Origin of the sequence: Paenibacillus tritici (genome assembly GCF_018207515.1) — a bacterium.
GTDB lineage: Bacteria > Bacillota > Bacilli > Paenibacillales > Paenibacillaceae > Paenibacillus_AQ > Paenibacillus_AQ tritici.
In genome coordinates, this window is the sequence record NZ_CP073365.1 from 5015727 (window position 1) to 5038802 (window position 23076).

Annotated in this window: 16 protein-coding genes; all 16 read right to left on the minus strand. The window is 49.9% G+C overall.

From position 1 onward, the window contains the following. Window positions 1-209: 209 nt before the first annotated feature. The 16 genes from yidD to KDC22_RS21915 all read right to left on the minus strand — a co-directional run bounded on the left by yidD (window position 210) and on the right by KDC22_RS21915 (window position 22920). On the minus strand, window positions 210-473 hold the full coding sequence (yidD, locus tag KDC22_RS21840; protein ID WP_211720293.1) for a membrane protein insertion efficiency factor YidD: 264 nt from the start codon (window positions 471-473) through the stop codon (window positions 210-212). A 2-nt stretch (window positions 474-475) separates the two neighbouring features. Beyond that, entirely contained in the window at window positions 476-937 is a 462-nt protein-coding gene (locus KDC22_RS21845) for a Fur family transcriptional regulator (protein ID WP_173129630.1), read from the minus strand. Window positions 938-1111: 174 nt separating this feature from the next. Beyond that, window positions 1112-3397: a stalk domain-containing protein gene (locus KDC22_RS21850; RefSeq protein WP_211720294.1), complete on the minus strand. Its 2286-nt coding sequence runs from the start codon at window positions 3395-3397 to the stop codon at window positions 1112-1114. A 294-nt stretch (window positions 3398-3691) separates the two neighbouring features. Beyond that, window positions 3692-4483: a response regulator transcription factor gene (locus KDC22_RS21855; RefSeq protein WP_173129635.1), complete on the minus strand. Its 792-nt coding sequence runs from the start codon at window positions 4481-4483 to the stop codon at window positions 3692-3694. Then, a complete protein-coding gene (locus KDC22_RS21860; protein WP_211720295.1) occupies window positions 4461-6314 on the minus strand; it encodes a cache domain-containing sensor histidine kinase in 1854 nt (617 codons plus the stop codon). Before KDC22_RS21860 ends, KDC22_RS21855 begins: the two co-directional genes overlap by 23 nt. Before the next feature lie 27 nt (window positions 6315-6341). Beyond that, entirely contained in the window at window positions 6342-7172 is an 831-nt protein-coding gene (locus KDC22_RS21865; protein WP_211720296.1) for a carbohydrate ABC transporter permease, read from the minus strand. Beyond that, the gene (locus KDC22_RS21870) at window positions 7172-8056 is read right to left on the minus strand and encodes a carbohydrate ABC transporter permease (RefSeq protein ID WP_211720297.1); all 885 of its coding nucleotides are present in this window, start codon (window positions 8054-8056) and stop codon (window positions 7172-7174) included. The genes KDC22_RS21865 and KDC22_RS21870 overlap by 1 nt, the downstream gene beginning before the upstream one ends. Before the next feature lie 154 nt (window positions 8057-8210). Continuing rightward, window positions 8211-9617, minus strand: a complete 1407-nt coding sequence (locus KDC22_RS21875) for an extracellular solute-binding protein (protein ID WP_173129647.1) — start codon at window positions 9615-9617, stop codon at window positions 8211-8213. 196 nt (window positions 9618-9813) lie between these two features. Further along, window positions 9814-10551, minus strand: a complete 738-nt coding sequence (gene pflA / locus KDC22_RS21880) for a pyruvate formate-lyase-activating protein (protein ID WP_211720298.1) — start codon at window positions 10549-10551, stop codon at window positions 9814-9816. 121 nt (window positions 10552-10672) lie between these two features. Beyond that, complete coding sequence (gene pflB, locus KDC22_RS21885; RefSeq protein ID WP_173129653.1) at window positions 10673-12934, minus strand: formate C-acetyltransferase; 2262 nt, start codon at window positions 12932-12934, stop codon at window positions 10673-10675. Window positions 12935-13195: 261 nt separating this feature from the next. Next, on the minus strand, window positions 13196-15817 hold the full coding sequence (adhE, locus tag KDC22_RS21890) for a bifunctional acetaldehyde-CoA/alcohol dehydrogenase (RefSeq protein WP_211720299.1): 2622 nt from the start codon (window positions 15815-15817) through the stop codon (window positions 13196-13198). A 448-nt stretch (window positions 15818-16265) separates the two neighbouring features. After that, window positions 16266-17735 (minus strand): ABC transporter substrate-binding protein, encoded by a 1470-nt coding sequence (locus KDC22_RS21895; RefSeq protein WP_211720300.1) that lies wholly within the window; start codon window positions 17733-17735, stop codon window positions 16266-16268. 133 nt (window positions 17736-17868) lie between these two features. Next, window positions 17869-18741, minus strand: a complete 873-nt coding sequence (locus KDC22_RS21900) for a carbohydrate ABC transporter permease (RefSeq protein WP_211720301.1) — start codon at window positions 18739-18741, stop codon at window positions 17869-17871. Window position 18742: 1 nt separating this feature from the next. Continuing rightward, the gene (locus KDC22_RS21905) at window positions 18743-19570 is read right to left on the minus strand and encodes a carbohydrate ABC transporter permease (protein WP_173130163.1); all 828 of its coding nucleotides are present in this window, start codon (window positions 19568-19570) and stop codon (window positions 18743-18745) included. Between the two features lie 214 nt (window positions 19571-19784). Next, a complete protein-coding gene (locus KDC22_RS21910) occupies window positions 19785-21113 on the minus strand; it encodes a response regulator (protein ID WP_211720302.1) in 1329 nt (442 codons plus the stop codon). A gap of 13 nt (window positions 21114-21126) precedes the next feature. Continuing rightward, a complete protein-coding gene (locus KDC22_RS21915) occupies window positions 21127-22920 on the minus strand; it encodes a cache domain-containing sensor histidine kinase (RefSeq protein WP_211720303.1) in 1794 nt (597 codons plus the stop codon). Window positions 22921-23076 lie beyond the last annotated feature (156 nt).

A 23076-nucleotide genomic window follows, 5' to 3' on the forward strand; every position in this document is an offset into this window, starting at 1 on the left:
GTCCATTAACGCTGGAACACGCTGTTATCTTACGCAGCCGTGACTACCGGCTCCCGCTCGAATACAGATCCTCCCGGACCATATTCAATCTGGCGTCCCATACCGGCTCCCAGCAGCACCCGGCTCTCTGTAATGGTCGTCCACATCTACTCATCCGTTCCTCGGAATATTACTTATTATTCAAAATATACCCATCCAAGCTGTCCATGTCAAGTCGTATGCAGCGGCTTGTTCCCGGAGGATTGCTCCTCGCGGGGCGGCACCGGGTCAAGCCCCCCCGGATGGAAGGGATGGCAGCGGGCAATCCGCCGCGCAGCCAACCACGAGCCCTTCAGTGCACCGTGAACCTCGATGGCCTCCAGCGCATATGCCGAACAAGTAGGGTAGAACCGGCAGGTTGCAGGCTTCAGCGGCGAGATGAACTTGCGGTAGACCCGGATAGGGGCCTGTACCGTTCTTCGTAAGGTAGCCATATTCAGTGCCCCTCTTTGCCGTGAGTCGCCACAGCCGGCACTTCTTCTCTTCCCTGCTCACAATCCTTACAGTAACCGAACACCTCAAATTTATGCTTGACCACCCGGAACTGATCGGGCGGATCTGTTAGATTCATCGGACAGAACTGAATCGGGTAAGTCTTCATGCATTGAAGACAAATCATATGATGGTGATGGTGATCCTGACTGCAGCTTGCCTTGAATTTGACACCTTCCTCAAATACAATCTGCTCCAGTACCCCAAGCTCCTCCATGACACGCAGGTTGCGGTAGACCGTATCGAAGCTGAGCCCGCTGTACTTGCGGCCCATATGCTCATATACATCCTTCGCAGACAAATATCCCGTATTCTCGCCGAATAATCTGGCAAGCGTCTTGCGCTGATCGGTGATTCGCAGCCCCTGCCCCGACATGGCTTCCAGTATTTGATCTGTCGACAGCATTCGCTCATCTCCCATGAAATTAGGTCGTTTGTATTGCACTCTCTTTATAATGCCCCAAAAGCACTGCCCCGTCAATAAAACTGCCTTCGAGCTCCCGTATCCACAGATCTGCATCAGAAAACAAAACGGCAGCCGTTCCATCAGGAACGCTGCCGTCTGTGCTATAGAGAATATTTATTTCTTGGCCGGAAGCGGAGTGAAGACGAAGTTAACGGGCAGATTACTGCCGGAAGCCACGGAGAAGACAAGCTCCACTCTTCCTTCGTATTCTCCGGTACGATAGACTACCGCATTCATGTCCGACTTATCTAATTTGCCCTTGTTCGGCAGATTTACAATCGTGCCGTTCACCAGGACAGATCCCAGATAACCGCCTCCACGAGGGTTGAAGGTAATCAGGGTGTTCGCCGCAACTCGTTCCAGGACAATTTTGTACAGCACGCCGAAGTTACCGGCATTCGAGGCTGTAGTTTGGTTCATCGGGTCAATGCCATCCAGGTTCTTGTCGTTGACGTTATCGCCCAGAATCAGCTTGGATTGTGTGGCACCCACCAGATCCGTCACATTCATGATGCGCGTAGAATCAGGAAAGGTTCCCCGGGTATGCACACCATCGCGGTCGAGAACAGGCAGGTATGGCAGCTCAGCGACCGGATCTTTGGATTGTTCCACCATCACTACGTTGTATTGCACCGGCAAATCACTGAACAGATCCGCACTAAGCGATAGTACTTCTTTGGGCTTCATGGCAATCTTGTTCAGATCAGTCATAATAGGGATGCTTTGACCCGGCTGCAGGGTAATTTCTGATTGGGTTGCCCCTGTTACCATGGAATCAAAATATTTCTGAATCGAAATCTTACCCGTATATTCCGGTGATACAACCGGACCGGCAATACCCAGGTACTGGATCTTAATTGTCGTCGGATACAGGTTGTTGTTCGTAGCAATTACGTAGAGCTTCTGTCTGGTAGCCATATTGTTCATATGGTGCACAAGGAAGCGAGTATTGCCTACAGAGCTCTCACGGTACAGTACACCCTCCGTATTAACGGTCTCAGGACTGTTACTGCGGATCAACAAGTAGCCTTCGGACGACAGCGTATACGGCAGGTTAGGAAGCGCCGGGATCAGTCCCCCGTCCATGCTGATGATATCCCCCGGAATGGTGAACAGCTTCGTTACTTCATCCTGCGTATACAGTTGTTCACTGGTGATTGTAATCGTCTTCTCAAAAGTACTGCTAAGACCATGCTTATCCGTAACCGTCAGCTGAATAGACGTCGGGCCCGGGTTAAAGTAAGCCAGGGCCCGGTTGTTCCAGGTGACCGTCAGCTCTTCATTCTCAGGATCATAGCTGGTATCCGTCAGGGTTACCGGCTCACCCATTTTGTATTCTTCTTTGTCTGTTGTGAATTGAGCCACTGGCGGCTGGTTAGGCTGCAATACCTGGATCGTTACCGGGTAAGGATCACTCCACAGGTTATTCGCATCACGCACAGAATAAGTAATCGTATAGAATCCCGGCTGATCATACACATCCATCTTGTTGCCGCTCCACAGCTCTTCAACAATAGGAACACCGTTTGGTGAAGAACTGGTGGTCAGATAATTCACTGTAGTCTCACCGGCATAGATTTCCTTCGGCTGAACGGTGAAGGAGGCTGTCGGCTTCGTGTTCAGCGTCAGAATAACCCGCTTCTGCACATTGTCAACGGTGTAGGGAATTTTGAGTGCAGAGGTTATAGAGGTTAACGGAATCATGAAGGTGCCTTTGAACTGGTAAGCAGGACCCTTCATGGTAACCTTGGTACCATCGACTGTGTATATCTTGCTGTCCGTCTTAAACCGCATAATGCTCGTGCCTTTGGTCACAATAACCTCTTTGGTCTTGGCGTCATAAGTGAAGGCAACGCCGACCATCTCCACCATTGCCCGAATGGATACATACGAGACACCATTCTTCACAGCCATTGGCTGATTGGCAGTGTACGGGGTACCATTTCTGAACATCTTGTTGCTGTTCATCATCAGGATCAGCTGGCCTCCGCCTGTAGAAGAGGTAGTCATACCTGGAGTGGCAACCGGCGGAGTAGCTGTAGGCATTGCCGCATCCGTTGGCATAGTACCGTCAACAGGAGCAATAGTAGCCTCAGGAGCTACAGTAGCCGCCGGAATCGGTGTTTCCGATACTCCCGCAGCTGGTGTTGCTGTAGGAACAACTACTGCCGGAACCGGTGTTGGGGTTGGAATCACTGTACCTGCTGGCGGCTCGGTAACAAGCGGCGGCAGCGGATCTGTTGCCTCAGGCTGAAGCGGTGTTACCTCTGTGTCTACCGCTGCGCCCACATTCTCGGTTGTTGTAGTCTGTGTGCTGACAGGCGCTGCAAAAGCCGGAACGGCTGCCACGGACTGCGACACAGCCAATACTGCCACTAAAAACATTTTTTTCAAATTCATTGTACGACTCCTTCTGCTCCCATTTGTAGTGTATAAGGCAGTATCTTCATTGCTTTCTCTCCACCTTATAATCCCCGCAAAAACGCAACCGCCCTTCGCAGGACGGCAGTATATTTTGCCACGTTCATTTTACAAAACATAGTATTAGACGCAAGGAACAGCGAAAAGTTTCATTCCATGTAAAAGAAAATCAAAGATTATCCATTAATTACTAGATAACATCCAATATGTTGACACAAAAAAACGATTGCCCTCTCCCGGGACAACCGCTATTCCTTACATCCTTACTATGAACTAACGGACTTCAGCCGTCCTGTACTTGCTGCGGTATTCTTTGGGCGTCATTCCCGTCTGCTTCTGGAATACCTTGGTGAAATAACGACGTTCCTGATAGCCGACCCCGGAGCTGATAACGGTGATGCTTTTATCGCTGCTTGATAGCATGAATTTGGCCGCTTCAATCCGCTGCTGCGTGATATACTCCACGAAGGTCATCGCAAAATGGTTTTTGAACAACAGGCAGAAATAACTGCTGCTGATGCCGATCCTGTTCGCTACCTCGTCGATGCCCAGGTCAGCATTCAGGCGCTCCGTAATGTATTGTACGGCTTGATTCATGAGCTGCTCCGGTGTTTTTTTGACGGTATCCTCAGCCGCAGGAACTTCCTGGAACAACGGAATGCTGTTATACAATTTATCCTTGTACTGCTTGCTGCGGATAAGGGCGCCGATCTCCCGCACCTTGTCACCCAGCTCCCCGTAGTGGATCGGCTTACAGATGTACTCCTTCACGCCCAGACGGATTGCTTCACGTGCATAATCGAATTCCTGATATCCGCTGAGCAGCAGCACTTCGCTCTCCAGCCCCATCTCCCGCAGCTTCCCGATGAACACCAGGCCATCCATCACCGGCATACGGATATCGCAGAGCACCAGATCCGGCGGCTGCTCCTCAGCCATGCGCAGAGCTTCCATTCCGCTGCGGGCCATCCCCGCAACCTCCATCCCCATGTCCTGCCAGGGCAGAACTCTGTTCAGATTATTCAGGATAGGCGCCTCATCGTCAACCAATAATACTTTTAGCATAATGATCTTCCCCCTGCCCGTATTTTGGGATGACGCACTGGATGATCGTTCCTTCACCTGGACTGGCACATATGAAAATCCCGTACCGGTCGCCATATTCTATACGTATGCGGTCTGCGACACTGCGGACTCCCAGCCCCCGCCGTTCGAGATGTATACCCTGACCCGGCTTACCCTCCGGCTTCTGCTCTGCAGTATCGTTCACCATATACTGAAACATGGACAGCTGGGACGGAGTCATCCCGATCCCGTTATCCTGTATCCGCAGAATCAGATTACCTTGGGTCTCCCAGACCTTAACGCTCAACAAACCCTTGTACCCGATCCCCTCAAAACCGTGCTGAATGCTGTTCTCCACCAGCGGCTGGAGCGTAAGCTTCAGAATCCCGCAGCCCAGCAGCTCTCCGGGAACCTCCAGCTCATAATCGAACAGATCCTCGAACCGGAATTTCTGGATGTCCAGATAATTACGCAGATGCTTAATCTCTTCCTCCAGCGTAATTTCATCCCTGTCCTGAATGCTGATCCGCAGGATGCTAGCCAGCCGGTATACCATCTCACTGACCTTACGGCCTTCATTCTGCACAGCCAGCACATTGATCGACTCCAGGGTATTGAACAGAAAGTGCGGCTTGATCTGCGCCTGCAGCACGCGCATTTCCGCCTGGTTCTTACGCTGCTGCTCGACATGAACCCTGCTGAACAGCGTGTTGATTTTGTCCATGAGATCATTGAAGCCTCTGGCCAGCAGCGTCATTTCATCATTGCCCTTCTCCTCGACACGGGTCATAAGGTCCCCGTCCTCCACCCGGCGCATGAAGCGCACGATCACAGCAATTCCTCCTGTAATCCGGTTCATGAAGAACAGATTGAAGATGACGGCTCCGAGCAGGCACAGAAACATCACGATGACGAACCAGCGGGCAAATACTGTTACCTCACGAGACAGGGAGCCCCAGGAAGTGACGGAGACCAGGCTCCAGGGATAGTCCTTCAGATGGTATACCGACAGAATGCTCTTGGAGCCGTCGAACTGTGTCTTGAAGCTCTGAAAACCAGGCTTGAACGTTATATCCTTCGTGGTGAAATCACGGAAATCCTGTCCGTCCAGCTTCCGGTCCGGGTCAAGGAGAATCATCCCATCATCGTTAACCAGCATGAAAGACACCTTCTGGTCGGTACCCCCGATCTTAAGATTGCGGAATATCGACTCGAACTCCCAGTTCTTGATCTGGACGACCAGAATGCCGATGTTCTGAAAGAAGCTAAGCTCCTTAATCAGCCGGATTTGCGTGAACACAGCCTCCGTCCCCGTCAGTTCGGGATACTCATGCGGTGCCAGCCATTTCGGGACCCCGTTAAGCTTCATAACCTCCTGGTAAAGCTCGCTGCCTTTGAATTTATCGTAGGGAAGTGTGCGGAAGTTCTCTTTATTGAAGACCGATACGATCTCCGAGCTGCCTTTGCCATTGAAGTTATACAGGAAGGCATAGCTGATCGACGGATGATTATAGAGCAGACTGCGGAAGTTGCGCTGGCTGGCGTTCAGACTAAGCTGCTCGGCATCGGTCAAATCCTGTGTGGAGGGATCATCCGCGCTCAGCGCCATATGAAACACCGAGGTCGCAATTCCGTTGTCTGTCACATTGTCCATATCCTTGAACACACTGGAAATACTGTAACTGATCGCTTTTAGCGAATATTCGGACTGCTGGCTGTACTTCTTCTCTATCGAATTATAAGTGACAAAGAACATAATCATGCCAAGAATGAATAACGGAATGATAATCAGGCCTAAGAATGCCGTAAATAATTTGTAGCGCAGATTCATCGGCCCGGACTCCTGACAAGAATGATGTTATCCTTTTACACTGCCTGCGGTAACGCCTTCAATAATCTTCTCCTGCAAAATGGCATAGATCACAATCACCGGAACCACACTGAACACAATCCCCGCCGACATCTGAGCGTAATTCATCTGATACTGGTCGCGGAATTGGACCATGCCCACAGGGAGCGTGCGCAGCTCGTCATTGGAGAGGAAATAGTTGGCCAGCAGGAACTCGTTCCAATTTCCCAGGAAATTAACAATGAATACCGTAACCATAGCAGGAACTGTCAAAGGTACAATAATTTTAGCAAAGATACCCGGGGCCTTCAAGCCATCCATGACCGCCGCTTCTTCAATTTCACTGGGCAGTGAACGCATGAATGCCGCCAGAATAATAATCGTGAACGGAATTGCATTGGCAATGTAGGGAATGATCAGCGCCCAGTGCGTATTCAGGATATGCAGCTTGCGGACAATCGTGTAGATGGGCAGCATCAGCGCGTTATTCGGAATCAGCATCCCGATCAGGACCAGCGCGAACAGAATCTGGTTCCACTTACCCTGGCGCATCCGGGTGACCGCAAAGGCAAACATCGAAGCCAGCAGAATAGAGACCACAGAAGCCAGAATCGAAATATATAAGCTGTTGAAAAAATAAGTGCTGATCTTGGCGTTCACCCAGGCTTCCACATAGTTGGAGAATTCAAAGCTCTTCGGGATGCCAAAAGGATTCAGGGCAATCGCATTGTTATCCTTCTTCACCGAGGAGAACAGGACGAAGAGGAACGGGAACAGCACAATAAGCAGATACCCGAGCAAGGCGATGTGCGGCAGACTTTTCTTCAGAGCGCGCGGCATCAGTATTCAATCCTTTCCGTACGGCGGGCAAACACCAGCTGGTAGAGAGCGGTTACCACGAGCGTGAACATGAAGATCAGAACGGCGATGGTATTGCCATACCCGTATTTGAAGTTGGTAATCGCATATTTGATCATGTAGGTGGCCATCACCTCTGTTGAACCTGCCGGACCGCCTTTGGTCATGACAATGACGATATCAGCTGCCTTCATCGCTCCGGCAATCGACAGCATAATCACTACCGAGATAATCGGAACAATCAGCGGCAGAGTGATGCGTGTGGCCCGCTGGAACCCCGTAGCGCCGTCTATCGCAGCAGCCTCGTCCAGTTCACCGGGAATGGAGAGAATGGCCGCCAGCACCATCACAATGTAGAATCCGGTCCACTGCCAGGCGTTCGTAATCAGAATTGACAGCATGGCGAAGCGTTCATCCGACAACCAGTAGACAGGCTCAATGCCGACAAGGCCAAGCACTTTGTTGAACAAGCCAATATTCGGCTCATAGATGAAGCCCCAGAGAATCCCGATAACCGCTGTAGACATAATGGATGGCATGAATACAGCCGTTTTATACAGCCCTTTCAGCTTCTTCACATTAGCGATCAATAAGGAGAAGAAGACAATCAGCGGCACCTGTACCCCTACGGAGAACAGAATGAACCAGCCGTTATTTTTAACAGAAACCCAGAAGCGTTCATCTCCCAGGGCTTTTTTGAAATTATCCAGTCCGGCGTATTTGACCGTATCGGATACCCCATTCCAGCTGGTGAAGCTATAGTAGATGGAGCTGAAGATGGGATAGATGAAGAACATAATGAACAGAACCAGTGCCGGGATCACAAACAGGATGAACACCAGAGGGTTTCTCAGTGCCTTATTCATAACTACCTCCAAATTGCTTAGACATCACTCTACCCCACACAGTGGGGCTATAGCTTCGAGGCTTACTCAGATACTTTGCGGGGACCCCGAAACCTATATCTCTTTAAAAATGCACCCTGGAGCAAGCACCAGGGTACATTCCATTTACCGCCTGTTATTCAACTGCTGCGTTGGCCTCTTCCTGTATCTTCTGCAGGGCATCGCCCATCTTCTCAGGAGTCGTCTGCCCGCCAATCAGGCTCTGAATCTGGATATTGCTGATCTCAGTGGTCACATCTGCCTGCACCAGGGAGTCAAAGGCCGGGAAGGAAGACTGGGAGCTGTTAAGCACCGCTACAATCTCACTCATCAGATCATCCGTAATATTCTTATTCAGCACAGCCTGATCAACCTTCATAGCCGGCAGTACCCCGTCTTCCACCAGACCGCGCAGCTGCATTTCTTCATTGAACATATTCTTAATGAAGGATTTGACCGCCGCAAGCTTGCGCTCATCTTCACCTGCTGAAGCCGAGAAGCCATAACCGTTGTTCACATCACGCATTAGGGCAGTCTGGTCGCCTACTCCTCCGTCAACCGGCGGAATATTGAAGAAGCCGACTTTGCCAATCAGACCTTCTCCGGATTGTCCAGCCTTGAATACGGAAGACTTCCAGGTGCCATCATACATCAGGATCGCTTCACCGCTGGTGAACTGGGTTGTATATTCAGCATACTCGAAGCCGAGCTCGCCCTTCTTGAAGTATCCCTTATCCACCCATTCCTTGTATTTCGCCAAGCCCTTGATCACATTCGGGTCATTCCACTTCGCTTCACCGGTAGCGAACTTGGCGGTAACATCCGGTCCGGCATACCGGGACCAGAGATGGTTCGCAAGCATCAGCGGTACCCAGCCTGCCTTGGAAGCACCGGCAAGCGGCACTTTACCGTCAGCCTTGATATCAGCCAATTGCTGCTCCAGTTCGGCGAAGGTGGCAGGAGCCTTCCAGCCCTTACCGGTATAGTACTCTTTATTATAGAAGAAGCCTTCACCTGAGCCGCCGATGGGCAGGCCATAGATTTTACCTTCATATGTGAACGGGTCCAGATTGGAGAACTTATCCTTGATGCCTAATTCATCGAGAATCGGGGTCAGATCAAGCAGCTTGCCTTCTTTGGCATAGATCTTAGAATCCGGACTGCCGAACAGGTCGAAGATCTCCGGCGGATTGCCGGCCGCCATTTCACCGCGCAGCTTCTCCTTACGGTTCACATCCGAATCTACACCATCCAGCTTGAAGGTGAGTCCAGGCACATCCGCCTGCACTTTGCCAACCACATCCTCCAGAATCGCCAGCCGTTTCTGCTTGTCTGCACCTACCTGGGTATGACGTACTGTCATTTCAAAAGGCTCAGCGCTAACCGGTTCTTCCGTAGCTGCTGCGGTGGTAGCAGCCGCCTCATTGGTCGCAGCCGCTTCCCCTTTGTTGTTGGCCGCATTATTTTTCGTGTCTCCACAGCCAGTCAGCAGTGCTGAGGTAACAAACATCAGGGACAATAGCAGTGTTAAGCTTTTTCTCATTACGGGTGACCCTCCCTATTTAGTGGTTTCCCTTACAATTCTAATTATAGGAAATCAACTGGGTAATCGTAAGGTTAAGATTCATCTTCAATAGGGATAAAATCCTCTAATGTAAGCGAAACCAGTCAGGTTTAATGACATCAAAAAAGCGAAGCTTCTCAAATGGAAGCTCCGCTTGTTCATTATAGGTATGAGATTATACCAGAGCAGACTGGTTGCGGCCTTCTTCAATCAGCCGGTACGCACGCTGCACTTCCTCGTCGGAAGGTGATTCCACCCCTTCAAGCTCGTAGGGACGGTTCAGCTCCTTCCATTTGTAGATGCCCATCACATGATAAGGCAGGATTTCGAATTTCTCTACTCCATTCAGCGTGCCAATGAAGCGGCCGAGATTCTGCAGATCCTCTTCCTTATTGTGAATGCCGGGAACGTACACATGGCGAATCCACATTTTACGGTTATTATCTGATAGCCAGCGGGCCAGCTTCAAGGTACGATCATTGGATTTACCGGTCAGCTTGATGTGAGCTTCATCATCAATATGCTTCAGATCCAAGAGTACCAGATCGGTAACATCCAGCAAATCGCTGATTTTGGAGCCGTCATTATAGCCGTTGGTATCGAGCGTGGTATGCAGGTTCCAGCGTTTCTTCACCTCGGTGAATAACTGTTTGACGAAATGCGCCTGCAGTGTCGGTTCACCGCCGGATACCGTAAGCCCGCCGCCGGAGGATTTATAATAATTCAGGTAGGGCTCGATTTCCGCCAGCACTTCCTCGACGGTCATTTCCTTGCCTTCATTCAGTTCCCAGGTATCCGGGTTATGGCAATACTGACATTTAAGCAGGCAGCCCTGCATAAAAAGCACGAAGCGGATACCCGGGCCATCCACCGTTCCAAACGTTTCCAAGGAGTGGATATGTCCTTTAAGCATGAGATGTCATCCTTTCAAAAAAACCTTAAAATTTTAATGAATTTTTAACAAGAGTTTACCGCCCTCTTTCAAGGGCGGCAGCTCCTTCATTATCTCAATTCTTGTAGAGCAAGAACCATTCTTACATGGAATCGTGGAACGTACGGTTGATAACATCCATCTGTTGTTCACGGGTCAGCTTGATGAAGTTAACAGCATAGCCGGATACGCGGATGGTCAATTGCGGATAGTTCTCTGGGTGATCCATAGCGTCAAGCAGTTGCTCACGGTTAAATACGTTAACGTTCAAGTGCTGAGCGTTATTGTGGAAATATCCGTCCATCATGAAGACCAGGTTGGACTTACGGGAATCTTCGTCTTTACCCAGCGCCTTAGGAACGATGGAGAAGGTGTTGGAGATACCATCCTGTGCATCGGAGTATGGCAGTTTCGCAACAGAGTTCAGGGATGCCAGGGCGCCCTTCTTGTCGCGTCCGTGCATTGGGTTAGCACCAGGAGCGAATGGTTCGCCTTTTTTACGTCCGTCTGGAGTTGTACCAGTCTTCTTGCCGTATACAACATTTGAAGTGATTGTCAGTACCGATTGAGTCGGCACAGCATCACGGTAAGTTTTGTTTTTGCGGATCATCGACATGAAGGTTTCAACCAGCTCAACTGCGATGTTGTCAACAGCATCGTCGTTGTTACCGTAGCAAGGGAACTCACCTTCAGTTTCGAAGTCGATGGCAATGCCTTGTTCGTTGCGGATCGGTTTAACCTTCGCATATTTAATTGCGCTCAGGGAGTCAGCAGCAACGGACAGTCCGGCGATACCGCAAGCCATTGTACGCAGAATGTCGCGGTCATGCAGCGCCATTTCGATACGTTCGTAGGAATATTTGTCATGCATATAGTGAATGATGTTCAGCGTGTTGACATAAGTCTTAGCCAGCCATTCCATCATTGGTTTGAAACGTTTCATTACTTCATTGTAATCCAGATATTCGGAAGTAATCGCCGGATATTCAGGACCTACCTGAGCGCCGGATTTCTCATCCACACCACCGTTGATAGCATACAGCAGAGCTTTTGCCAGGTTGGCACGGGCACCGAAGAACTGCATTTGCTTACCGATACGCATTGGGGATACGCAGCAGGCAATCGCATAATCTTCGCCCCAGTATGGACGCATTACATCATCGTTCTCATATTGGATGGCACTGGTTTCGATGGAAACCTTGGCACAATATTTCTTGAAGCCTTCCGGCAGCTTCTCGGACCACAGTACGGTCAGGTTAGGTTCCGGTGCAGGTCCCAGATTGTACAGGGTATGCAGGAAGCGGAAGCTGTTCTTGGTTACACGTGTTGTACCGTCTTCAGCCATACCACCGATGGATTCAGTTACCCAAGTAGGGTCGCCGGAGAACAGGTCGTTATAATCAGGCGTACGCAGGAACTTCACGATACGCAGCTTCATTACGAAATGGTCAACGATTTCTTGAGCTTGTTCTTCAGTAAGAGTGCCTTCTTCAAAGTCACGTTGTACATAGATGTCGAGGAAGGAGGATACGCGTCCAAGGGACATTGCCGCACCGTTCTGCTCTTTCACTGCTGCCAGATAACCGAAGTACACCCATTGTGTAGCTTCTTTGAAGTTCATAGCGGGCTTAGAAATATCCATACCGTGAGCTGCAGCCATTTGCTTCAGTTCGCCAAGAGCGCGCATTTGCTCGGACAGCTCTTCACGAAGACGAATGACGTCTTCTGTCATGGAATCCACTTCAAGCTCAGTCAGCTGTTGCTTCTTGTCCTTGATCAGGAAATCAATACCGTACAGAGCAATACGGCGATAGTCGCCGATGATGCGTCCGCGGCCATAAGCATCAGGAAGACCTGTGATTACACCGGATTTACGCACAGCTCTCATGTCTGGTGTATATGCATCAAATACGCCTTGGTTATGCGTTTTGCGGATGTTCGTGAACATGTCAACGATATTCTGCGGAAGCTCGAAGCCGTAAGCCTTAGTAGCGTCGATCATCATCTTGATACCGCCGAACGGTTGAATGGAACGTCTGAATGGCGCATCAGTCTGAACGCCTACAATCTGTTCCTTGTCTTTGTCAATGTATCCCGGGTTATGGGAAGTAATGGTGGAGACAGTATCGAGGGAAACATCCCATACGCCGCCTCTTTCTCTTTCTTCCTTGCTCAGTTGGGAGATAATCTTCCACAGTTCAGTAGTATTGCTGGTAGGACCTACAAGGAATTCTTCGTTTCCTTCGTAAGGCTTGATGTTCTTGGCGATAAAGTTGTTAACGTCAACTTTCTTAGCCCATGTACCTTTTGCAAAACTTCTCCAGCCCGACTTAACCTCTTGTACTTCTTTTTCAATCACCGACATGCTAAATCCCTCCATTTATATTTAGTATATTTGTAGAGATCGCGGGCTTGAAGGTTAATCCCGTGTCTCGTGATCCCGTAGCTACTGGTTGTTATAAAATTCACAATCGTGACTGTATAACTGGGATCTTTGTTTATATAAACATTTTAGTTTATTTTCTGAAAAAGGACTGTGACAAATATCACTCTTTCGGTGATATTTGTCACTTCCATCCAGTCCCATATTAACCTTTAACCTTATTCTTCGCCAGGCAACCGTTAATTAATTATCGAATTTTCCGTAGAATGCGTTGCGGTATACATCGGCAAGCTCAGATACCAGCGGCATTTTAGGGTTGGCAGTTGTACATTGGTCTTCAAATGCACGGTCAGCCAGGTAATCTACACGGGATTCAAAGTCCTTTGGATCGAAACCAAGAGCCGAGAAGGATTCTTCGATACCGAGTTTTTTGTTCATGTCGCGGATGGCATTGATCAGGCTGGTTACGCCTTCTTCGGTTGTACGAGCCGGCAATCCGAGAATACGGGCGATTTCGGCATACCGTTCGTCAGCTACAAAGTGCGAATATTTAGGGAACGAAGCGAACTTCGTAGGCTTCTTGGCATTGAAGCGGATAACATGCGGCAACAGGATCGCATTAGTGCGGCCGTGTGCTGTGTGATACTGTCCGCCCCATTTGTGGGCCAAGCTGTGGTTAATCCCCAGGAATGCATTGGCAAATGCCATACCGGCAAGTGTTGAAGCGTTGTGCATTTTCTCACGGGCCAGCTTATCGCCTTGCAGTGCGGATTTCTCCAGCCACTGGAATACCAGCTGAATCGCTTTGATTGCCAGACCATCGGTGTAGTCACTGGCCATTACAGATACATAAGCTTCGATCGCATGTGTCAATACGTCCATACCTGTATCGGCAACAGCGGTCTTAGGCAAGCTGTATACAAACTCCGGATCAATAATTGCTACATCTGGAGTCAGCTCATAATCGGCCAGAGGATACTTCGTATTATTGCCTGTTGTCTTGTCTGTGATAACTGCGAACGATGTAACTTCAGAACCGGTACCCGAAGTTGTTGGAATCGCAACGAATTTCGCTTTGTTGCCGAGCTTAGGGAATTTGTATACCCGTTTGCGGATATCCATGAACTTCTGCTTCAGACCGTTGAAGTCTGCATCCGGATGTTCGTAGAACAGCCACATTCCCTTGGCAGCATCCATTGGGGAACCGCCGCCGAGTGCAATGATGCAGTCCGGCTGGAATCTGTTCATCATAGCCGCGCCTTTTTCTACAGTAGTGGTCGACGGGTCTGGTTCAACTTCAGAGAATACTTCGATCGCTACAGGAGTCTGACGTTGACGCAGGTAGTGCTCCACTCTTTCAACATAGCCCAGCTTCACCATCATAGGGTCAGTGATGATTGCTACACGAGTGATGTCAGGCATTTTAGCCAGATACTGAGTGGCTCCCTTTTCGAAGTAAATCTTGTCAGGTACTTTAAACCATTGCATATTCACGGTACGACGGTTCACCCTTTTCACGTTGATCAGATTGATTGCAGTCACGTTCTGCGATACAGAGTTGCGTCCGTAAGATCCGCAGCCCAGTGTCAATGAAGGGATATTGGTGTTGTAAATATCGCCGATTGCGCCGTGTGTTGAAGGCGAGTTGACGAGAATACGTCCGGTTTGCAGACGGTTCGAGAACTTCATGATAACTTCTTCGTTGTTCGAGTGAATCGCCGAGCTGTGGCCCATGCCGCCGAATTCAACGATTTCAGCTGCGCGTTCGATACCCTGGTCAGCGTTCTTCACTTTGTAGCAAGCCAGAACAGGACTCAGCTTCTCAGCGGACAGCGGATATTTCGTACCTACGCCTTCAAGCTCAGCTACCAGGATCTTGGTTCCGGCTGGAACCTGGATACCGCACATTTCAGCGATCTTCACAGCGGATTGACCGACGATTGCCGGGTTAACCGCACATTTCTCTACGTTCATTGCGCCGCTTGTCAGCTTGGCAGCCTCTTCTTTGTTAACAAAGTAGCAGCCGTTCGCAATCATCTTCTTCTTCACTTGGTCGAAAATAGCTTCTTCAATGATAACCGCTTGCTCGGAAGCACAGATCATGCCGTTATCGAAAGTCTTCGACAGGATAAGGTCAGTAACAGCCTGATCAATGTCAGCACTCTTCTCAATGAAGGCAGGTACGTTACCAGGACCTACGCCGAGTGCCGGTTTGCCGCAGCTGTAAGCTGCCTTGACCATTGCCGATCCGCCGGTTGCCAGAATCAGCGCAACGTCCGGATTGTTCATCAATGCGTTTGTTTTATCCATTGTAGGAAGTTCAATCCATTGGATGAAGTTCTCAGGTGCGCCGGCTGCTACGCCTGCATCATGCAGAATTTTGGCTGCTGCCGCACTGCACTCTTGCGCTGACGGGTGGAAACCGAATATAATAGGGTTACGTGTCTTAGCGGAAATCAAAGCTTTAAACATCGTGGTGGATGTTGGGTTGGTTACCGGTGTGATACCCATAATGATTCCGACTGGTTCAGCAATCTTCTGGAAGCTGTCATAAGCGTTATCCTCAATAACGCCTACAGTCTTGTCGTACTTAATTCCGTGCCAGATATATTCAGTGGAGAAGATGTTCTTCGTGATTTTGTCTTCGTATACTCCGCGTCCTGTTTCTTCAACAGCCAGTTTTGCCAGGTACATATGCTTGTCGAGTCCAGCCAGTGCCATTGCATGAACGATTGTGTCTGTCTGCTCTTGATCCAGGCCCATGAACGCTTCGTGGGCTTTCTTTGCTTTATCCACCAAAACCTGAATGTACTCTTCAGCGGTGGTTTGTTTCACTTGGGCGGCGACTTCGTTTTTAACTGCCATCTCCCTCGTCCTCCTGTCAATTTTTAGGTTGTTTCTTTCTATACATTTATCTTAGCACATCCGTTTCACCTTGTATAGTGAAATCTTTCACAAAGTTTAAAGTTTTTTTTGAGTTGTTTTCAAAGCGCTTTCATTCGATCATATACCGGTATTTCTTCCATATTATATGTAATATTTAATTGATATTTGTCTGTTCTGCGAACTGCAATCCTCCAGTTCCATCTTTAGTGTGTTCATTCTCGATCCATTCTCGCTTTTCTCCCGATTGTCACCTCTAAATAATGGTAACCGTATCCAATTATTCAATAGATATTTTGCCCCCGCGTTCATCCAGGTACACTATGCCCAAATTATAAATATAAATTACAGCGAGAAGTGTAAGGATGATTGATCAAAAAACAGGAGACGGCATCGCTGCCGTCTCCTGCTTGATTATTATCGCCGGGTACTACTCCACTTTGATGGTATCGAAGAATTTCTTCTGCACCGTTGAAGCTGCGGCATCTAGCTGCGCCTTGGAGTCCGTGCCTTCCTTGGCGAACAGCTCCTGAATCACGTTGGACATCGTCGCATAGTAATCCTGGGTATTGTACTGGGCTTCAGGCTTGCCGTCCAGCAGTGCCATAATGTCCGTATTATATTGATAGACAATGTCGGAGTACTTGTCGTATACCGATTTGGTCTTCTTGCCGAACTCGGAATCCGCAGCATAGTAATCGAGCAGCGGCGGAATAAAGTATTTGCCGTCCGCCTTGCGCTGCTGCAGAATCGCATCAAGCGCCTCCAGGCCTTTGTCAGAGAAGTAATCGAAGGTAATGTATCGGAAAGCCATCTCCTGCTCATCCTTGGTGGCGTTCGGGTTAATGACCAGATAATCCCCGCCGAGTACACCGGTATGCTTGCCGCCCTTCTCAGCCGCCGGCATCGGATAAGTCAGAACATCCTCAGGCTTCAGTCCGCCCTGATTGAGCGCCTGTTCAATGACACCGTCTGATCCGGCCATAACCATCGCTGTGCGGCCCTGCTGGAAGGCGCCTACCGCATCGCCCCAGCCAAGCGCCCAGTCCTGGGGAACCGCTTTGGCTTCCCATCTCAGCTTCTTATAGAAGTCCAGCGCTTTGATACCGGCCTCGGAATTGAAGGTTGCCACTACCTTGCCGCCTTCAATCTTCTGAATCTCCCCGCCTGCTTCGAACAGGAAGTTGGTCCAGTTCCAGCCTGCTTCGTTGCCTTTCCCCATTGGAGCAATACCCGAGATTCCCTTTTTGGGATCTGCTGCTCCTTTGGCCGTGTTCAGCATATCCTCCCAGGTCCAATCCATTGCCGGGACGGCTACACCTTTGGCATCGAGCATCTTTTTGTTAATCATTGTTGTCGTGACATAACCCTTCTGCGTTACACCGTACACCTTGCCGTCAATAATGAACTGGTTCTGCAGCACAGGATTGATCTGATCCTTGAACTCATAGTTGTTCCACAGATCCGTAACATCGGCGACCCAGCCCTTCTCCACCAGGAATTTTGCTTCGGTCGCATAGGTATTGAAGAAGGTAGGCGCTTCGTTCGCAGCCATCTTCACACCGATCTCACTTACATTATACTGCCAGTCATCCTTGACAATCTCCACGTTCGGATAGACTTCCTGGAACCGCTTGATCTTGTCATCCTCCTGCGCTCTTACCTCGGTCAGGTCAGGTGTGGGATAGTGGATTTTGATTGTTACTTTTCTCTGGGTGATATCATCAACCGGCGCCTCTGTAGGAGCAGTGGTTTCTTTTGACGCAGTGGTCGCCGCAGGTGCAGGTGCCCCATCTCCTCCATTTGCCGCCGGCTTGTTCCCGTTATTATTGCCGCCGCAGGCGGACAATAACGTTCCCGTCACCAGGAGACAGGCTAACACGCTGGAAAATTTACGCATTGAAACTCCCCTTTTCCATTCATAATGTACTTACAAATTCATCTTAAAAGAGAAACCGTTTGCAAACGAGGTGTAATCATATTACTTTCATGTGCAGGTATACGATCCGGTGCGCACTATAGCCTCTTCCTGCTCATCCTTTGACCGCCGACAACGATACCCCGCGCATAATGAACTTCTGGAAGATCAGGAAGACGAGAATCGGCGGCAGCGACACCAGGAACAGGATGGCGAATTTGATGTTCGTATTCAGTGCTTTTACATTGATAACGTACTTATAGATCGCAGTTGCCAGTGTATATTTGTCCTCACTGTGCATCACAAGGGACGGCCAGAACCAATCGTTCCAGGCTGTGGAGAAGATAAAGATCGCCAGCGTTGCAAATATCGGAATGGACAACGGAACGGCAATCGTGAAGAAGCTTCTCGGCTCCGAGGCCCCGTCAATCCGCGCGGCTTCAAGAATCTCCGGATGAATCCCGTCGAAGAAATTCTTCAGCAGCAGGAAGAAGAAGGTATTCGCACCCGCTGGCAGCCAGAACGCGGCATACTGATTGAGCAGCCCGAGTTCCTTGAGATTGACAAAGTTCGGAATCATATAGCTGGTGGCCGGAATGAACAGCGTCATCAGGAAGAAGAAATAGAAGGCCTTCCGGTAAGGCACATTCATCCGCGAGATGCTGAAGGCGGCCAGTCCCAGAACCACCAGGGTAGCTACCATATTTCCGGCGAAAATATACAGCGTGTTCCGCAGGAACATCGGCAGGTCGATGTAATCCAGCGCATCCTTAAGGTTGGCGAAATGCCACTCCTGCGGGAAAAAATGCGGCGGGAAGGAATTGACCTCGACGTTGGACTTAAGTCCGTTGAACATTGTCATGAGTATGGGATACAGCATGCTGAAAATCATTAATAAAATGAAAAACACCATGATTCCGTATACGACTCTGTTGCTGGTCTTCTTCAGATCGTGTTCGGAGAGAATCCCTCTGTCTGCGCTCTTCATCCTAGTTGTCCTCCTTGTTAAGCTTGAACTGTACAATGCCCAAACCGCCCAGAACAACAAACATCAGCATCCCCAGCGCAGTCGCCGTACCATAATCCAGTCTTGTAAAAGCATACTTCACAATGAGCAGCGCATAGGTCAGCGTCGCATTGTTCGGCCCTCCGTCGAGCAGGGCCATCTGCGACTGGTAGCCTTGAGAGGTAGCAATCACCTGCAGAATCAGCATCAGCAGAATCAGATTGCGCAGCGAAGGCAGCGTGATGTGGCGGATACGCGCCCAGACTCCGGCTCCGTCAATCTCAGCAGCCTCATACCAGTCCCGGGGAATACTTAGCACCGCAGCGAGATAGATCAGCATCCCCGAACCGAACTGCTGCCAGGTCTCCATGAATACCAGTGAGATCATCGACCACCGGGTATCCGTCAGGAAGGCGATCTGCTCTGCCCCCGTGCTGCCAATTACCGCATTAATCGGTCCTACGGGATCATACAGCCACCGCCACAGCCCGTACAGGACTACAGCCGGCATTACATATGGCAAATAGGCGGCCACGCGGACGAATCCGCCGAATTTCCGCAGCTCAGAGATCGCAATGGCAAAAGCAATCGGGACCCAGAAGCCGATCACCATGCAGAGCAGCATGTAGTACAAGGTGTTTTTCACAGCAATCAGCACATCCGGGTCGGTCAGCGCCCTCGCATAATTGTCCATTCCGACAAAGGTATTTCCTTTGACAAAATCTACGGTGTAGAAGCTGTACAGGAACCCTTTGAAGATAGGCACCCACATAAACATGATGAAAATAATCAGCGCGGGGATAAGAAACATAAAGCCCCAAAAATTCTTTTTCCAGCGGTTCTGCTTGTACGGCTTACTCTCTAGCTCCGCTGGCAGGTGATCATGTAACGCAGCAGACTGGTTCATTGCAGCTCCCTCATTCCTGTCGTCTTTCAGCACTTGATAGGAAAGTGCCTCCTGTCTTCATTGTAGGAAATGAGGGAGAGAGTTAACATGTCTATATCTATGGTAATCGTAAGCGTTCTTACTTCTTCAGTTCACTGGGGCTGATACCGTAGTATTTTTTGAAAATCTTGCTGAAATGCTCCGGCGACTCGTATCCTACCCGCTCCGCAATCTCATACCGGCGCAAATCGGTACTCAGAATCATCTCCCGGCTGTCCTCCATCCGCAGCTTAATGACATATTCCCACAGGTTGTAGCCTGTATTCTTCTTGAACAGATAACTCAGGTAGTTGGGGCTGACATGATTCTTCTTCGCCACCTCGTGGATGGTCAGACCCTTCTGGGCATAATTCGCGTCAATATACTCCTTCGCCTTCTGCACAATCAGGTTGCTGTGCGAATGCAGCTCCTCGGGCGATGGATCAGCGGCATAGTTATTCCAGTTGAAATCCCCGTAGTAGAACACATAATGATCGGCATGCTCGTTGTTCCAGAGAATGGCCTTCCCGGCTTGACGGTTCAGCACATCCATGAAGCTAAGCCCCTTCAGAATCTGGCTGATGCCAATGACGGCATTCAGCTGCAAATAGCGGTGAATATTGAAATGCAGGCTGCGTCCCAGCACATCAAGCCGGCTCACCTGGCCGGTTGCCGGTTCCTCGTAGCTCTGCTCATCCCATTGAATGATCACTGTAATCTCCCCGTCCGGGGAGTAGAAGGCTGTGGAATTCCACTCCTGATCCAGCAGCTCCTTGGCGATATTCAGGGCCGCGTAGCGCAGCAGATTGTGGTCGCGGGGGGTATATTTCTGCTCACGCCGATCTTCCGGCAAAGGAAGCTTGATTCTGATCACGGCAAAAAACGGGCCTTGCAGCCTCAGCTCATCCAGCTTGCGCAGCTTCTCCTCAGTTCCCAGCACCGCCGCAGTTTCCGCTAGCAGCGTATTCAACAGCTCGCTATATTCCGGAAGCGGCTCCTCCAGGCGGAAGCTGTCTCCAGTCCCATCCATATAGGTAGCCAGCTCCTGTGACGGTTTATCCATCTTGAGGACGACACTGCGTACTGAATCAAGGAACTGTTCACTGTTCAGCGGCTTGATCAGATAATCCTTGGCTCCCAGCCGGACAGCCATCTGGGCATATTGAAAGGTCTCATGCGCAGAGATGACGATCGTCTGCATCCAGGGTTTGGCCATTTTGGCATGCTGCATCAGCTCGATCCCGCTCATCGCGCCCATCTGTATATCAGTGACGAGCAGATCAATCTCCTCCATCCGGATACAGTCCAGTGCCTCAAAGCCGCTGCTGGCAGTGTAAATATGGTCGATATCCAGCCCGGAGGCAGCCAGCAGGCTGCTCAGTCCTTTGCAGATCAGCGGCTCATCATCCACAACCAATATATTGAACATAAGGTTCTCTCCTCTACTCTATAGTCTCTGACTTCGGAAGTGTCACCGTCACCACGGTTCCCCCGCTGACGCGCGGCCCATAGCTGATGCCGTAATCCGGGCCGAAATGCAGATGCACACGCTGATGGATATTGCGTATACCGTATCCGCTGACCGGGTTCGGACTGTCATCATTCAGCACGTGATCAATGGCCTTGTAATCGACCTGCTTATAACCGTTATCCTCGATGGTAATCAGAATCCCATCCTTCCCCAGAACGGAGGTGATGATGATTTCGCCGTCCTCGCCCATATTTTTGACCCCGTGAATAATGGCATTCTCAATTAGGGGCTGAAGAGTGATCTTGGGAATCAGATTGCTTGTGGTCTCAGGAGCGATGTTCCAGATTACAGCAAACACATAATCGTACCGGTGCTGCTGGAGCTTGATGTAGGCACTGGCATGTTCAAGCTCCTCTTCGAGCGTGATCAGCTCCCGGCCCCGGCTTAAGCTGATCTTCATCAGCTTGGATAATTCCTTGATCATTTCCGCAGACTCCACGTTGCCCTCCAGCGAGCTTTTCCAATAAATACTCTCCAGGGTGTTGTACAGTAAATGCGGATTAATCTGCTGATAGAGGAGCTGGAGCTGCGCCTCCTTCTGCTTGATCTCCATCTGGTATTTGTACATAATCAGGCTGTTGAGCCTGCGGGCCATGTCGTAGGTAGACGCAATCAGCACACTGACCTCATCGTTGCTTCCCCTCCGGGGAGTCTCGGGCACACGGTTGCCGGGCTCATACTTGCGCACAAAAAAAGCCAGCTTCTGCAAAGGAGTCATCAGCGAACGCCAGAAGTAGGTAATAATAATCAGTCCGAACAGCGCGTACGCCACCGTTATGTATTGAATGACACGTTTCATTTCGTTCTGCTGCTGGAGCAGCGACTTGACAGGCACCTTGTACACCAGCTTTTGCTCAAAGGCATGATTGTTGTTCACCACATAGATGAAATCATCCGTGATGATATCCTCGGTCCCCTCGGGATCTCCCGCCTTGGAGCCGTCCGGTAGCGCAATCATCTCACCCGTAGAATTCGTTGTAGAGGCCAGTACGCGGTTCTCCATATCCGTCAGATAGATTTCCCCGTCGGGCAGAGAGATGGATTTGAGCGACTCGCCGATCTTCGATTCCATCTTGGTCACGACCAGCACGCCGATCGTCCCTTCTCCCCGGTAGATATTATTGACTGCCCTGACATAAGTGAGTGTCCTCAGATTCTCAGCCTGCGGGCTTAACTTCTCAGTGAACATCAGATAACCATGGCCCTTCTGCTGCACCACTGGTTCAAACCAATACGGCATTTCCCCCTTGGAGAAAAAATAAACCCCCGCCTTCTTCACCTGCGGAAAATTGGGGGCGAAAAAGTAGTAGTTATCCGGATCATACACGTACAGCGAATAGTAAATTCCGTCGCCGCGTTCCGCTCCCTGCGAATAGCTGCCCAGCAGCTTCTCTATTGTCTCATAACGTTCCACGCGCTCCAGCACCGTATCATTCCCGCTCATATTGAGCTGCTGCAGGACCGGATTCTGGATGACGGTGGTCGTTATTTTGTTAACCGTATCAATATCCCTGTTAATGATCGCGAAATTCTGCTTGTTCAGCTCCACATAGGCATTGGTCACATGGCGTTTGAGAATCTCCTCCGCCTTATAGTTGCCGTAGCTGTTCAGAATCAGGATGGGCGAGATCATGATCAGGAACAGCAGGATCAGCTGCTGCTTGACGTTCAGCTTAACGATGGGTTTAATAAGCATGGACAACATCTGGATTCACCTCCAGTTTCAATAATACAAGTGGAAACGGCGTTGCCGTCCTTTTAAAGGACGGTACCGTTTCAGCGAGAAATAGAAGGATAAGTTATCGTGTGAAACATATACGTTCTTATATTTTAACAAACCTACAAGCGCTTACACAGGTTT